Raw genomic sequence first — 15,091 nt, 5'->3', positions numbered from 1 at the left:
CCGCTCAAGCAACCCCCATCAGCACCACGCCGGCGGCCGTCAAGGCCACGCCGGCCACGCGCAACAGGCGCTCGGCCAGTACCTGGCCGATGCAGCGTCCCGCCCACAGCAGCACGGCCGAGGCCAGCAGGAAGCCGCACGCGGCCGAGGCGGCCGGCAATTCCTGTCCATGCGCATTGCCATGCGCCAGCGCAAACATACCCACGAGCAACATACCGAGCCAGTTCGGCAAGGCCAGCGCCAGCGCGATGGCAAGTCCCGCCAGCGCCACCGTGGCGGCGATGCCGGTTTCCAGCCCAGGCACCGTCAATCCGACCATGCCGGCCAGCGCGCCCAGCAGCATCATGCCGACAAACGTGGCGGGCTGTGCCAGGCTGAGGCGCTGCTGGCCGCCCCAGAGACCCACGCCCAGCATGGCCAGCAAATGGTCGATACCCGTGAATGGATGGGCAAAACCGGCCAGGAAGCCCACGCTGTCGCCATGGCCGGGGTGGGCCATGGCCGGCAAGGCCAGCAAGCACAAGGCCGCCACGGCGGCCGTTTTTGTCATCAGTCTTGCACTCATTGCAGCTCCTTGCCTGGTTGATCGAGCAAACCTTGCTCGCGGATAAAATCGATGACCACCTGCACGCCATCGCCGCTGCGCAGGTTGGTGAATACGAAGGGGCGTTCGCCGCGCATGCGCCTGGCGTCCTGCGCCATCACGTCGAGGTTGGCACCCACGTACGGCGCCAGGTCCGTCTTGTTGATAATGAGCAAATCGGAGCGCGTGATGCCGGGTCCGCCCTTGCGCGGGATTTTTTCGCCGCCGGCCACGTCGATCACGTAAATGGTCAAGTCCGACAGTTCCGGGCTGAAGGTGGCGGCCAGATTGTCCCCGCCCGACTCGACCAGGATCAGGTCGAGATTCGGGAAATCGGCCTGCATGCGCGCGATCGCTTCCAGGTTGATGGACGCATCCTCGCGGATGGCCGTGTGCGGGCAGCCGCCCGTTTCCACGCCCATCAGGCGCTCGGCCGGCAAGGCGTCGGCGCGCAGCAGGATTTCCATGTCTTCCTTGGTGTAGATGTCGTTCGTGATGACGGCCATGTCGTAGCGTTCGCGCATGCCCTTGCACAACATTTCGCACAGGGCCGTCTTGCCCGAGCCGACGGGGCCGCCGATGCCTACGCGCAGGGGGTTTGAGGTAATCGATGTCATGTTGTAGTCTCTCGTGGTAGTGTTCAGGAGCGGTACAGTCGGCTGTACTGCACTTCGTGGCGCATCGACAGCAGCGACAGGCCCGGCGCCCAGTTGCCCATCTCGTCGTCTGCCAAGGTTTGCGCCGTCAGGGCTGCCGCTTCCAGGTCGGGCCGCAGCGACAGCAGCAAACGCTGGCCCGCCACCTGCCCCAGCGGCACGGATTTCACGCAGACGAGCACCTGGTTTTCCGCCCAGGCGAACAGCATGGCCAGCAGCGCCTCTTCGCGCGGAATCGCCAGCGCCGCCACGGCGCACGCATACGCGGTGGGCAGCGCCACCTCCGGCTGGCCCTGCAGCATGTCGATCAAGACGCCGTCGGCCACGCCCAGTTCGGCCAGCAATTTGGTCAATGAGTACCCCATCTGGATGGTTTCGGCGCGAAATTCCGCCGTGTCGCGCGAAGCGATGAAACGCTCGCTCCAGCGCTGCACGGCGCACAAATCCTGCGCTGCAAACGCCTGCATCAAGCGCCAGCACAAAGGCGCTTCCCAGCGCGCCACTACCTGCGCCAGATGCTGCGCGATCCATTCGCGCGCCGTGGCTGCATCCGTCACCAGGCCGGACTCCAGCGCCGCTTCCAGCCCCTGCGAATAGCTGTAGGCGCCGATCGGCAAGGCCGGGCTGGCGAACTGCAGCAGATGCAGCAGGGCCGAGGCCTGCATCAGACGGTGCCCGGCGTATCACTGGGGCGGTGGATTTTCTGCCGCAGCGGCACGGGTGCCAGCAAATGCTGGCCGTGGCCGTCGTGGTGGCCATGGCCGCCGCCGTAGGCGCCCGCTTCCGGCTCGAACGGCGCGTCTTCCTCCGTCACGGTCGCTTGCAAGCCTTCCAGCATCTCCTTCAACACCACGTCCTTGCGGATGCGCAAAAAGCCGTCGCCCACCTGCGCCTGCGTGTGGCGGTTCCCCAGGTGGAAAGCGCAGCGCAGCAGCGTGTGCGCATCCGCGCACTGCACCAGATAGGTCGCTTCGCGCGCGGCGACGATCCGCACCACCTGCCCGCCTGGCCCCGTCATGCGCTCGCCGTCGCGCAGCACCGTGCCGCGCACGGTGAACACGGCCACGTCGGCGCCATTCGACAGCACGGCGCGCAGCCGGCATTTTTCGCGCTGGTCGTAGGGCAGTATCAGTTGCGCGGTGGGCGCGCGCCCATCGTCGGGACCTAATTTGGTATGCAAAGTGAGCATGATGTCTCCCCCTTAAAATAGAAAATAACGCTGCGCCATCGGCAGTACGGCGGCCGCCTCGCACACGAGCAGCTGGCCGTCGGCGCGCACGGCGTAGGTTTCCGGGTCCACTTCCATGTGCGGCGTGGCGCCGTTGTGGATCATGTCGTGCTTGCGCAGGCCGCGCATGTTTTTCACGGCGATGACGGATTTATTGAGTTTGAGCTGGTGCCCGATATCGAGCTCGTAGGCCGCCTGCGACACAAACGTAAACGACTTTTTCAGGCCGCCGCCGAAGGCGCCGAACATCATGCGGTAGTGCACGGGCTGCGGCGTGGGTATCGAGGCGTTCGGGTCGCCCATCTGCGCGGCGGCGATCATGCCCCCCTTGAGTATCATCGACGGCTTGACGCCGAAAAACGCCGGCTTCCACAGCACGATGTCGGCGATCTTGCCCGCCTCGATGGACCCCACCACGTGCGAAATGCCGTGCGTGATGGCCGGGTTGATCGTGTACTTGGCGATGTAGCGCCTGGCGCGGAAATTGTCGCTGCGCGCCGTGTCGGGCGCCAGTGGCCCCCGCTGCACCTTCATCTTGTGCGCCGTCTGCCAGGTGCGCATGATCACCTCGCCCACCCGCCCCATCGCCTGCGAATCGGACGACATCATCGAAATGGCGCCGATGTCGTGCAGGATATCTTCCGCGGCGATGGTTTCGCGGCGGATGCGCGACTCGGCAAAGGCCACGTCTTCGGCAATCGCCGGGTCCAGGTGGTGGCATACCATCAGCATATCCAGGTGCTCGTCGAGCGTGTTGACGGTGAACGGGCGCGTGGGATTCGTCGACGACGGCAGCACGTTGGACTGGCCCACGGCGGCGATGATGTCGGGCGCATGGCCGCCGCCCGCCCCTTCCGTGTGGAACGTGTGGATGGTGCGATCCTTGAAGGCGGCCAGGGTGTGCTCGAGGAAGCCGCCCTCGTTGAGGGTATCGCTGTGCAGCGCCACCTGGATATCCATGCGGTCGGCAACGGACAGGCAATTGTCGATGGCGGCCGGCGTGCTGCCCCAGTCTTCATGCAGTTTCAGGCCGATGGCGCCCGCGCGCACCTGCTCTTCCAGCGGCAGCGGCAGGCTCACATTACCTTTGCCCATGAAGCCCAGGTTCATCGGGAAGGCGTCGGCGGCCGCCAGCATGGCGTGCAGATGCCACGCCCCCGGCGTGCAGGTGGTGGCGGCCGTGCCCACGGCCGGCCCCGTGCCGCCACCGAGCATGGTGGTCACGCCGCTCATCAGCGCTTCCTCGATCTGCTGCGGGCAGATGAAGTGGATGTGCGTGTCGACGCCGCCGGCCGTGACGATCATGCCCTCGCCGGCGATGATTTCCGTCGCGCCGCCGATGGCGAGGGTGACGCCGGGCTGGATGTCAGGGTTGCCCGCCTTGCCGATGCCGAAGATCAGGCCGTTTTTCAGGCCGATGTCGGCCTTCACGATGCCCCAGTGGTCGAGGATGACGGCATTCGTGATGACGGTGTCCATCACCTCGGCCGCGCAGCGCTGCGACTGGCCCATGCCGTCGCGGATGACTTTACCGCCGCCGAATTTCACCTCTTCGCCGTAGATCGCGTAGTCATGCTCGATCTCGATGAACAGTTCCGTGTCGGCCAGGCGGATGCGGTCGCCCTTGGTGGGGCCGAACATCTCGGCATACGCGCTGCGGGGAATGCTGGCCATCTCAATCCTTTCCCGGTGGTGTGTCTTGCAATTCGCCCATCACTGCGCCATTGAAGCCGAACACCTTGCGTTCGCCCGCCAGCGCCACCAGTTCCACCGTGCGCTGCTGGCCCGGCTCGAAGCGCACGGCCGTGCCGGCCGTGATGTTCAGCCGCATGCCGTAGGCGCGCCAGCGCTCGAAGGCCAGCGCCGGATTGACTTCAAAAAAGTGGAAGTGCGAGCCGACCTGGATGGGACGGTCGCCCCGGTTGGCCACCACCACGGTGGCCGTGGCGCGCCCGGCATTCAAGCTGATTTCGCCTTCTTCCAACTGGTACTCGCCTGGGGTCATGAGGGGCTCCTTCGCAAAAAAAACTACGGTATCGGGTGGTGCACGGTCACCAGCTTGCTGCCATCGGGGAAAGTCGCTTCCACCTGGATGTCGGGGATCATCTCGGCGATGCCGTCCATGACGTCGGCGCGCGACAGAATCTTCGTGCCGTCCGACATCAGCTGCGCCACCGATTTGCCATCGCGCGCCCCTTCCATGATGGCGGCGCTGATCAGCGCCACCGCTTCCGGGTAATTCAGCTTCAAGCCGCGCGCCAGGCGCCGTTCGGCCAGCAGCGCGGCCGTAAAAATGAGCAGCTTGTCTTTTTCGCGGGGTGTCAGGTCCATGGTTTTCCTTGCGCTTCTTTCCTGATTAAGTGTTCCAGATGCGGGGCACGACGGCGGCGCGTCCCAGCATGGCGGGGCGCAGCAGCTGCCAGGCAGCCAGCATGATCCGGCGCGCCGCCTCGCTGTCGCCGCACAGCAGGCGCACCGCGACCAGCGCTTTCATCTGCGTGGCGCCAAACGCGGCGCCGGCAGGCACCTTGATCTCGCGCAAGGCGGCCAGCACGGATGACGAGATGGGCGTGCCGACGGCGATCAGGGTGGCGCACACCGTATGTCCTCCCAGGCCCAGCGGGCTGGCCATCAGCGGGCCGCCGCCGGCCAGCACGCCCTGCTCCCACCACAGCAGCTTGCCGCCGCGGCGGATCTGCACCTGCTGGCTGATGCTGCCCGTATTAAAAACTTCGCCCGCGGCGCTGCGGCCCAGGCAGACGATGTCGCAGCCGATGTAGCCGGCGTCCGGCGCCAGTTCCACCTCGTGGTGCAGCCGCACGCAAGCCTGGTCGAAGAAGATGCTTTCCTGCGGCAGCCACTCGATGGCGGCGCCGCGGCCGGCGCGCAGCACGATGTGCTGGCCCGAGACGTGGCCGTTGGCGCGGTACCACTTGGCCGCGCCCGGCGACGTGAGCAAGGCGTGCGCGCCCTCGCCCGCTGTGGCATCGACGGCCAGCTGGTCGCCGCCCACCACGCCGCCGGGCGGATGGATGATGATGGCGTGGCAGACGCCGTCGCCTTCCGGATACAAGGGCTTTTGCACGCGCAAGGGGCCGCTGTGCGCGCGCTCGACGAGGCGGCTGACGCCATCGTGCAGCGCGAAGCCCAGGCGCAGCTGCGCCTGCCAGGCGCCGTGTGCGCTGGCTGGTGTAGGCATGACTGGATGGCTGCTGTCTGGCATGCGGGGCAATCGCGTAAATAAGCGATTACCTAAGCAGGATATGTGCCAGCGTCAGGGGAAGGAAAAGTGAGAATCACGCACCGCGCTGCGGCGGACGCACCGGAATGGTGCATCGGCCGCACCGCGGCACTTAGGCCTGGGCCACGGCCAGGGTGCGCCGTTCGCGCAGCAAGTCCGTGAATGGGGCGGCCGCGAGGGGGCGGCTGAAATAATAGCCCTGCATTTCATCGCAGCCGTGTTCCGTCAGGAAATCGACCTGTTCGCGCGTTTCCACGCCTTCGGCGATGACGCGCATGTCGAGGTTGTGCGCCAGCGAGATGACGGAGCGGGCGATGGCCGCGTCGCTGCTGCTGGTGGTGACGTCGTCAACGAAGGATTTGTCGATCTTCAGCACGTCGATGGGGAAGCGCTTCAGGTAACCGAGGCTGGAATAGCCGGTGCCGAAGTCGTCGAGCGAAATGCCCACGCCGATGTCCTTCAGGCGCGTCAGGGCCGCCACGGCCTTGTCCGGGTCGCCCATCACCGTGCTTTCCGTGATCTCGATGCCGAGGCAGGCGGGCGCGATGCCGTATTTGCGCAGGGCCGCCTCGACGAAAGGCACGGTGCGATCCTGCGCGAACTGCTTGCCGGACAGGTTGACGGCCACCTTGATGCTGCCCAGGCCCGCATCGTGCCACACGCGAATCTGCGCGCAGACGCTTTCGAGCACCCACTCGCCGATGGCCGTGATGGAACCATACTCCTCGGCCAGCGCAATGAACAGGCCGGGCGGCACCTTGCCCAGCACAGGGTTATTCCAGCGCAACAGCGCTTCCGCGCCCAGCATGGCGCCCGTGCGCAAGCACATCTGCGGCTGGTAGTGCACTTCGAATTCATCGCGGCCGATGGCGCCGCGCAGCTGCTGCTGCATGGCCAGGCGGGCGCGGATATCGCTGCCCATGCGCTCCGTGAAGAAGGCGTAATGGTCGCGCCCCATTTCCTTGGCGCGCACCAGGGCCGTGTCGGCGTGGCGCAGCACGTCGTCGAGGCTGTCGCCGTCGGCCGGGCACAGGGCGATGCCGATGCTCGTCGTCAGCGCCAGGCGCTCGCCATCGACGCTGAGTTCTTCGCGCAGGCCGGCCAGGATGGTTTGCGCCAGCGCCAGCGTGCGGCCCAGCAGGGCATCGTCCTGCAGCAGGATCTGGAATTCGTCGCCGCCCTGGCGCACCACCGTGTCGCCCTCGCGCACGCAGCCGGACAGGAAACGCGCCACCACCTGCAGCGCCTTGTCGCCGACGGCCTGGCCGTGCGAATCGTTGATGTTCTTGAAGCGGTCCAGGTCCAGGCACATCAGCACCACCTGCTGGCCGTCGCGCAAGGCATTCGCGCGCGCCTGTTCGAAGCGCTCGCGCAGCAGCACGCGGTTCGGCAAACCCGTCAGCGCGTCGTGGTAGGAGAGGAAATCGATCAGGTGCTGCTCGGCCTTGCGCTCGCTGATGTCGAGGAACACGCCGATGTAGTTGACGACGGCGCCGTCGGGGCCGTGCACGGTGGAGGCGCTGAGCAGGCAGGGATAGGTGTCGCCGCTCTTGCGCCGCGTCTGCACCTCGCCCGACCAGCAGCCGCTGCTGCGCAAGCCCTGGCGCAGGGCCAGCAGCACCGCTTCGCCCGTGTATTCGGCATGCAGGCGCATGATGTCCGTGCCCACCACTTCCTGCGCCGCGTAGCCGGTGATGCGGGTAAACGCGGGATTGGCGGTGACGATGACGCCGGCCGGGTCGGTGATCAGGATGGCGTCCTGGGTGGCTTCGAAGACCTGGCCCGACAGGCGCAGCAATTCTTCATTGGCGCGGCGGATCTGCACTTCGCGCGCCAGGGTGCTGGCCACCTGTTCCAGTTCGGCCGTGCGCTCGGCCACGCGCCGCTCCAGGTTGGCGCGCTCCTGCGCCAGCTGCAGCTGCGCCCGCGCCAGGCGCACGTGGGCATCGGTGCGGGCGAGGATTTCCTCGGCCTGGAAGGGCTTGGCAATAAAGTCGACGGCGCCCAGCGCAAAGCCGCGCACCTTGTCGTCCGTATCGTATTGCGCCGACAGGAAGATCACCGGCACCTGGCTCAGCGATGGAATTTCCTTCAGGCGGCGGCATACTTCAAAGCCGTCGAGGCCAGGCATGCGCACGTCGAGCAGGATCAGCTCCGGCGGGCGCGCCTGGGCCGTCCACAGGGCCAGTTCGCCGTTCGGCGCCTGGCGCACCGCATAGCCGGCGCCACCGAGCAAATCGCTCAACAGCTTCAGCGAAGCCGGCGTATCTTCAACGATCAGTACTTCGCCCTTCGAATTCACTTCCGAAAAATCGCGGTGCATGTAGCAGTTCTCTCAGCTTTGGATGAGGCGCGGCGCTCCGTTGCCGCGCTGGACAAGACATTTCTTTGCGATGAACTACGTATTATCATCATAATCTTTATTGCAATTTAGCACCATCCATCGGCGCCACTTAGTCCGTCTTTTCAGCGAAAACGATGTTGTCAGCCCACACTTTTACGCGGGCGCCAGCGCGCCCTCATTCTCCAGCAAGTCGCACAGCTGGCGGTACTGATGCTGGTCCAGCATGGCTTGCAGCGGTGCCAGCACGGGCGCCGCCGCTGGCGGCAAGGCGCCCAGCAGCAGGGCCACCCTGGCCAGGTTCAATTCGCGCAGCGCCACCAGCAAGGCGGCGCGCTCTTCCCCGGCCAGCAGCAGCAAGTCCTGCGCCCGCAGTGCCGGCGGGGCCTCGTGCGCGGGCGCTGCCGGCAGCGGCACGGACGCCTGCACGGGCGCCTCGGCCGCCTGCGCGGGTATGCTGAAGCGGAAGGTGGCGCCCTGCCCCGGCCTGGACTCCAGCGTCAGTTCGCCTTTCATCAGCTGCACGAATTCGCGCGAGATGGCCAGGCCCAGACCCGTGCCATCCTTCGGCCCCGCGCTGTCGGCCTGCACGAAAGGTTCGAAGATGCGCTGCTGGTCCTCAGGCGCGATGCCGATGCCCGTGTCGCTGACGGCGAACGACAGCATCCATTGTTCGCCCTCGCGCCGTTCGCCGCGCACGCGCAAGACGACCTCGCCGCCGCCGGCAAACTTGACGGCGTTCGACATCAGGTTCAGCAGCACCTGGCGCAAGCGCGTCGCGTCGAGCAGCACGGCCGGCGGCACGTCCGCGCAATCGAGGCGCAGCGCCATGCCCTGCTGCTCGGCGCGCATGCCCAGCATGTCCATCACTTCCTGCAGCAGGGGCGCCAGCGCCACCACGGCCGTCTGCGCCTGCAGGCGGCCCGCCTCGCCCTTCGTCAGTTCGAGGATTTCATTGATCAAAGTCAATAAATGATTGCCGGAGCGGTGGATGATGGCCAGGTTGCGCTTTTCATCGTCCTGCATGTTCGGCGAGGCAGCCATCAGGCGCGAAAAGCCGATCACGGAATTCAAGGGCGTGCGCAGTTCATGGCTCATGTTGGCCAGGAAGGTGCTTTTGGCGCGGTTCGCCGCCTGCGCCTGGCTGACGGCCACCGACAAGGCGCTCGTGCGCTCGGCCACCAGCTCTTCCAGGTGATGGCGGTGGCGCAGCAGTTCCAGTTCCGCCTCGCGGTGCGCCGTGATGTCGTAGTTCGACCCCACCAGGCGCATGGGCCGGCCCTGGCCGTCGCGGAAGATCACGGCGTCGGCCTTGATGTAGCGGATGGCGCCATCGGGCCACAGGATGCGGTACTCGTGCGTGAACGCCTGGCCGGCGCCCAGCGCGGCGCGCAGGGCTTCCTTGGCGGCCGGCACGTCGTCCGGCACCAGCGCCGCGCGCCAGATCGCCGCCGGCGCCATGCAGCTGTCCGCATCGGCCTTGAACTGCGCGTACATCTGCTCATCCCACTGCAAGGCGTCGCTGCTGACGTTCCAGTCCCAGATGCCGATGCTGGCCGCGCCGGTGGCCATCTGCACGCGCTCCTCGCTGCGCTGCAAGGCGCGGTAGCGGCTGTCGAGCAGCGCCACCATGTCGCGGATGGAACGGTACAAGGTGCGCAGCTCGCCCAGGAACCACGCTTTCGGCGGCGTGCCGAACGCTTCGCCCTGTCCCGCCTTGACGCCGGCCGCATACTGGCCGATCGCCTTCAGGGGCTTGAGCATCAGACACCACATCAGCAGCCAGATGCTGGCCACCAGGATCACGTCGAGCGCCACGATCATGGCGCCGATGCCCAGCGCGCGCTGGCGCAGCTGCGCGTGCAGCAGGGCCGGCGTCGCATACACGGCAACGCTGCCGATGACTTGTCCGCCCATCGTCACGGGGCGCCGCTGCACCAGCCAGCCAGGTTCCGCGGACAGCGAGGAAAAGCTGCCGATGGCGCCGGATGCAGTGCGGCGCAGGACCAGCGCTTCCTTGCCGATGCCCGGCGTCAGGGAGCTGGCCACCAGGTCGCGCTTGCCCAGCGTGCTGCGCATGATGGCCTGCATCTGCTTTTCATCGAGATTCCACAAGGGCAGCTCGATGGCCACGGCCAGCTGGTCCGCGCTGATGGCCAGGCTGCGGTGCAGCTGCTGCCAGCGCTGCTCGCGTTCGGACTGGTAAAACAGCACGGCAAACACCAGCAGCAGCACGGTGACGACAAAGGTCAGCGCCACGCTGACGGCCAGCACGATGGATACGCCGCCCAGGCGCTCGCCCTTGGGTGCGTGAACGGTCATGCGCCTTCACCCTGCGGCTCGCTGGCCAGCTGCGCCAGCAAGGCGCACAGCGGCTGGTACTGGTGCTGTTCCAGCATGGCGGCGATGTGCGCGGACAGCTGCGGCAGGCTGGTCGCCAAGCCGGCCAGCACGATGGCGCTGCGCCGCAAATCGAGGGCTTGCACGGATTCGAGCAGCGCCTGCCGTTCGGCCCCGCCCAGCTGGGCCAGCTCCCGCTGCAGGTCGAAGGCGGCGGCCGGCGCGCGCGGCGCGGCGGCGGCGCTGCGCTGGAAGCGCAGGCCCAGCTGCTGCTCCAGCATGGCGAACAGGTGTTCCTGCTCGATCGGTTTGCGCAGGAAGCCGTCGGCGCCGGCCGCCAGCGCCTCCTGCTTTTCTTCCTCGAAGGCGGAGGCGGTCATGATCACCAGGCGCGGCTGCACCAGCGCCGGCTGCGCGCGCAGCCAGCGCGTCAGCGCCAGGCCGTCCATGTCCGGCATGCGCCAGTCGCTGAGCACCATGTCGTAGCGCTGCGCCGCCAGCATGGCTTGCGCCTGCGCGCCACCTGCTGCCTCGTGCAGCTGGAAGCCCAGCGGCGCCAGCAAGCCGGCCAGCAGCTTGCGGCAGTTGTCGTCATCGTCGACCAGCAGCACCATGCGCCCGCGCTGGGCCGGCGGCAGGCGCGCCACACGGCCCGGCGCCAGCGCCGCGATGGCGGGCTGCTGCAGCACCGGCGCGCGCAGCTCGAAACTGAAGCGGGAACCGGCGCCCAAGGTCGATTCGACGCGCAGCTCGCCGCCCATCAGGCGCACGAATTCGCGCGAGATGGTCAGCCCCAGCCCCGTGCCCGCCTGCGCCACGGCGCTGTCGGCCTGCACGAACGGTTCAAAGATGCGTTCCAGGTCCTGTTCCGCGATGCCGCTGCCCGTATCGCGCACGGCAAACACCAGCGCCAGCTGCCCGTCGTCGCCCTCCTGGCAGGCCAGCGACAGGGTCACGCTGCCCTGCTCGATGAACTTGAGCGCATTCGACAGCAAATTGAGCAGCACCTGGCGCAGCTTGGCGCCATCGAGGCGCACCAGCGGCGGCACGCCGGAGCGCTCGAGCCGCAGGGCAATGCCCTGGTCGCGCGAGCGCATGCGCACCATTTCGAGCACCTCGTCGAGCAAGCCGTTCAAGTCCACGGGTCCCGCCTGCAGCTGCATGCGGCCCGCCTCGATCTTCGACAATTCCAGGATATCGTTGATCAAGGTCAACAAGTGGTGGCCGGCGCGGTTGATGATCGCCAGGTTATGCTTTTCTTCCTCGAACATGCTGCTCGAATCGGCCATCATCTGCGAAAAGCCGATCACGGAATTCAAGGGCGTGCGCAATTCGTGGCTCATGTTGGCGAGAAAAACGCTTTTCGCGCGGTTCGCCGATTCGGCCTCGGTGACGGCCACCGACAGGGCGGCCGTGCGCTGCTGCACCAGCTCTTCCAGGTGGTCGCGGTAGCCCAGCAATTCCTGCTCGCTATGCTTGCGCTCGGAAATGTCGACGATGCCGCTGCGTACCAGGCGCCGCCCTTCCATCGGCAATTTGACCAGCCGCACCTCGCAGGGGAAAATGCTGCCGTCGGCGCGCCGCACATGGCGCTCGACGAGGATGGGCTCCCCCAGCATGGCGCGGCGCAAATGCTCTTCCACCATCAGGCCCAAAGGCAGGCCGTCGGGCTGCTCCGTGCTATACAGGTCGAACGGCCCGCGCGCCAGCAGCGCTTCGCGCGACATGCCCAGCATGCGCTGCGCGCTGCTGTTGGCGTCGACGAAACGGTCCAGGTCCAGGTCATACACGACGATGGCTTCGGGCGCGTGCTCGACCAGGATGCGGAAGCGCTGCTCGCTCTCGCGCGCCTCGCGCTCGGCACGGCGCAAGCGCCGCCGCTGCAGCAGCAAGGCGCTCAGCAAGCCGGCCATCACGATGAAGACGCCGCCCACCAGCAGCACGGCGACGCGGTGCTCATGCCACAGCTGCGGCGGCCGGTTGAAGAACAGGGTGTGCGGCGGCAGGCGGCTGATGTCGGCGTCCCAGCGCTGCAGCTGCTCCCAGTCGTACATGGGCACGGGACGGGCCGGCGGCAGCAAGGCGCCCGGCGCGGCAGGCGCCTTGCCCGCCAGTACTGCCAGCGACAGCTGCGCCACCTGCTGCGCGGCCTGTTCGATGTGCAGGATGGAGCCGCCCAGGATGCCCTTGCCGACCGTCGCGTTATACATGCCGAAGGCGGGTACATTCGCCAGCCGCGCCAGTTGCGCGGAAAACTGCACGGGCGTGGCGATATTGCCGGCCACGTCGCGGTTCACATTGCCCGCCACCAGCAAGGTATCGGCGGGCAGGTGCGCCACCGCCGCGCGCATCTGCGCCAGGGTCAGATCATCGAGGTAGCGCATGGCCACCTTGCTCTGCCACGCCAGCGCCGCCTGCTGCATGTTGCGCTTCAAGGCCTGGTCGGCCTCGCTGGCGCCGACGGCCATGACGATGGTTTTGGTGTCCGGAAACAGCGCCATGGCCTGCGCCAGGGTGCCGGGAAAATCCACATTCGCCTTTTGCTGCCAGATGGCCAGCGGGCTGCCGGCCGGCAAGGCCTTGCCCGAGGTATTAATCGCCAGCACGGGCACGCCGCGCGCCAGCGGCGCCAGGTCCGACAGCAAAAAATCGAGCGCCGGCTGCTGCATGGCGATGATCAGGTCGGCCTTGCGTCCCATCATCTGCGTGTATCTTAAAAGCAACAAATCCCGCATCTCATTGCGCAGCGCCGGGTCGCCCTGGGTATTGAGGCTCAGGTGCTCGACCATGATGTCTTCGCTGGCCAGGCCCGCAGCCACCATGGCGGCCACATAGGTGCGCGTGTACGATTCCACGCCGGCGCGGCCGTAATCGTAAGCGTTGAGGAACAGCACGCGCTGGCCCTGGTGCGGCGGCGCAGCGGCCGGCGCCGATGCCGGCAAGGCGGCAGGCGCCGCGGCGGCACAGAACGCCAGCAGCAATGCGCGGCCACAGCGGCGCACCGCCGCCCTTCCGCCGCCAGGCCGCAAGCCGCCAGACACCTCACGCATCATTCGCCATGCCCATGCTCACCCTCGCCTGTCACCATGTTTCACCTATGCGCCGGCCATTCAGCCACCGACACTTACAAAAACATGATAACGTCAACTGCAGGGGCAAGTCTATTGCTTAGGACAATCATTTGACAATACACCCGTCATCGTTATGCAGCCGTGCCGCTGATACCGAACAATTCCAGCTTCAGCCCTTTTATGCCGGCCGGCACGTAAATCGCAATCGCCTGTGCCTTGATCATGCTGTCATAAATGCTGCCCTTGCTATCGATGGAAAAATAATACGTGTTCGGCCGCACCGGCACTTCCGCGGGAACCTGGGCCATATGGCGCAACTCGGCACCCGGAAGCGCCCGGGCCAGCAATAGTTCGATATTGTCCGGAGATGAAATCTTGAACTGCAACGGTACCGTGGCAACCAGTTCCAGCGCCGGCATATCGGCGTTTACCGCCAGGCAGAGTTCGGTCTGGCGGTCTATCCGCTTGGCATCGAGCAAACCGTGATAGTGGGTGTTTTGTTGCGCATCGTTGGACAGGGGAATCGGGAAGTAGCGCGACAGGAGCACCGTATCGATCAGGTCGCGAATGATGCCATCGAGCTTGCCGAAACCGGGAGCCGCATCATCGTGAGAATAAGACGGCAGGTCGCTCAGCGTGTATTTTTTTGAAAACGTCATCAAGCCGCCGGCCAACGCCATCAATTTTTCAAACAGATACACGGGATGGTGGCGCCGGTAGCTGGCGCAATGACTGAGCATGGCGCTGGCCGTGCTCAAGGTATGCAGCATCCAGAACGAGGAAACATCACCGCCATGAAATTCCACCGTATTGTTACCGGGCTGACGGTGGCGGCTGTACAGCGCTTCAATTTTCGCGCCCATGCGGTCGATCAGCGAATCGAGCAGTTTCTGCAGCGAGGGATCGGCGCTGATGGTCAGGCCAGGCGGCATGAAGGCGGCATCGATGTCAAAGCTGCCGTTGCCAGCGCGGTACAAACGGATCACCGGGATGGCAAGGTAATCGTTCAGGGGATCCAGTTGCGACAGCAGATACACGCGTTTCTTCAGGTAAGCGACGTCTATGCTGACTGCCTCGCTGTACAGATCCGGGGTTTCGATATCCGCCTGGACATAGCGGGCGCCCGCTGAGCTCACATTGCCGCCATGTGCCTGCAGCGCGGGCAGCGCGGCATAAAACGTAAAACTATGTTCGCTGGCAGGCAGCCTGGACAGGTCAACCGCACTGGGCAATATATCGCCAAGCGGCGCGTCAAACAGTTCTCCATCCTGAAAGACGAGCGACATGGCATCCGCCCGCAAGCTATTGTTGGCCAGCGCATCCGCGTTCCAGCTGATGCCATGCACGCCCCATAAATGGGGATTCATCAATGAAGCCAGACGTTGCAGGCGCGCTTCATGGTAGCGGTCCAGCTGCTGGAATTGCTGGGGACCGATGGCCAGGCCTTCGGACCAGAGTAATTTGGATGGCAATGTCATGGCGTTCTCCATATTGACCATTGGAATCATGCTGCCTTGCCAGTCTGATGTTGTCAGTTTGAACGTCCTTGATGTTGCGCAGCAACCCTGTTCAATTATTTGTGCAAACGCAATTTACCTTGGAGCAAACGCTCGGATACTGGCCATTCCGCC

The 15,091-nt window shown here is 65.8% G+C and carries 12 protein-coding genes; all 12 read right to left on the bottom strand.

Annotated features, from left to right (window positions below; genetic code table 11):
* Positions 1-4: 4 nt before the first annotated feature.
* Positions 5-565: a HupE/UreJ family protein gene (locus AC07X6_RS12195; RefSeq protein WP_494791128.1), complete on the bottom strand. Its 561-nt coding sequence runs from the start codon at positions 563-565 to the stop codon at positions 5-7.
* Complete coding sequence (ureG, locus tag AC07X6_RS12190; protein WP_086144768.1) at positions 562-1,200, bottom strand: urease accessory protein UreG; 639 nt, start codon at positions 1,198-1,200, stop codon at positions 562-564. The genes AC07X6_RS12195 and ureG overlap by 4 nt, the downstream gene beginning before the upstream one ends.
* A 23-nt stretch (positions 1,201-1,223) precedes the next feature.
* Complete coding sequence (locus AC07X6_RS12185; RefSeq protein ID WP_494791127.1) at positions 1,224-1,904, bottom strand: urease accessory protein UreF; 681 nt, start codon at positions 1,902-1,904, stop codon at positions 1,224-1,226.
* On the bottom strand, positions 1,904-2,428 hold the full coding sequence (ureE, locus tag AC07X6_RS12180; RefSeq protein ID WP_230539326.1) for an urease accessory protein UreE: 525 nt from the start codon (positions 2,426-2,428) through the stop codon (positions 1,904-1,906). Before ureE ends, AC07X6_RS12185 begins: the two co-directional genes overlap by 1 nt.
* A 12-nt stretch (positions 2,429-2,440) precedes the next feature.
* Positions 2,441-4,141 (bottom strand): urease subunit alpha, encoded by a 1,701-nt coding sequence (gene ureC, locus AC07X6_RS12175; RefSeq protein ID WP_494791126.1) that lies wholly within the window; start codon positions 4,139-4,141, stop codon positions 2,441-2,443.
* Position 4,142: 1 nt separating this feature from the next.
* Complete coding sequence (locus AC07X6_RS12170; protein ID WP_219306870.1) at positions 4,143-4,472, bottom strand: urease subunit beta; 330 nt, start codon at positions 4,470-4,472, stop codon at positions 4,143-4,145.
* Between the two features lie 23 nt (positions 4,473-4,495).
* Positions 4,496-4,798 (bottom strand): urease subunit gamma, encoded by a 303-nt coding sequence (locus AC07X6_RS12165; RefSeq protein ID WP_034751936.1) that lies wholly within the window; start codon positions 4,796-4,798, stop codon positions 4,496-4,498.
* A 25-nt stretch (positions 4,799-4,823) separates the two neighbouring features.
* Complete coding sequence (locus AC07X6_RS12160) at positions 4,824-5,666, bottom strand: urease accessory protein UreD (RefSeq protein WP_494791125.1); 843 nt, start codon at positions 5,664-5,666, stop codon at positions 4,824-4,826.
* A gap of 154 nt (positions 5,667-5,820) precedes the next feature.
* Complete coding sequence (locus AC07X6_RS12155) at positions 5,821-8,031, bottom strand: EAL domain-containing response regulator (RefSeq protein WP_230539323.1); 2,211 nt, start codon at positions 8,029-8,031, stop codon at positions 5,821-5,823.
* A 174-nt stretch (positions 8,032-8,205) separates the two neighbouring features.
* Positions 8,206-10,371 carry a sensor histidine kinase gene (locus AC07X6_RS12150; RefSeq protein WP_494791124.1) on the bottom strand — a complete coding sequence of 722 codons (2,166 nt, stop codon included), beginning with the start codon at positions 10,369-10,371 and terminating at the stop codon, positions 8,206-8,208.
* Positions 10,368-13,391, bottom strand: coding sequence for an ATP-binding protein (locus tag AC07X6_RS12145; protein WP_494791123.1), 3,024 nt, complete (start codon positions 13,389-13,391; stop codon positions 10,368-10,370). Before AC07X6_RS12145 ends, AC07X6_RS12150 begins: the two co-directional genes overlap by 4 nt.
* 200 nt (positions 13,392-13,591) lie before the next feature.
* Complete coding sequence (gene tssK / locus AC07X6_RS12140) at positions 13,592-14,938, bottom strand: type VI secretion system baseplate subunit TssK (RefSeq protein WP_494791122.1); 1,347 nt, start codon at positions 14,936-14,938, stop codon at positions 13,592-13,594.
* Between the last annotated feature and the right edge of the window lie 153 nt (positions 14,939-15,091).

This window comes from Janthinobacterium sp. GW460-12-1-14-LB5 (assembly GCF_059423585.1).
Note: the sequence above shows the minus strand (reverse complement) of the source record. Positions and strands in the feature narration are given on the sequence as shown.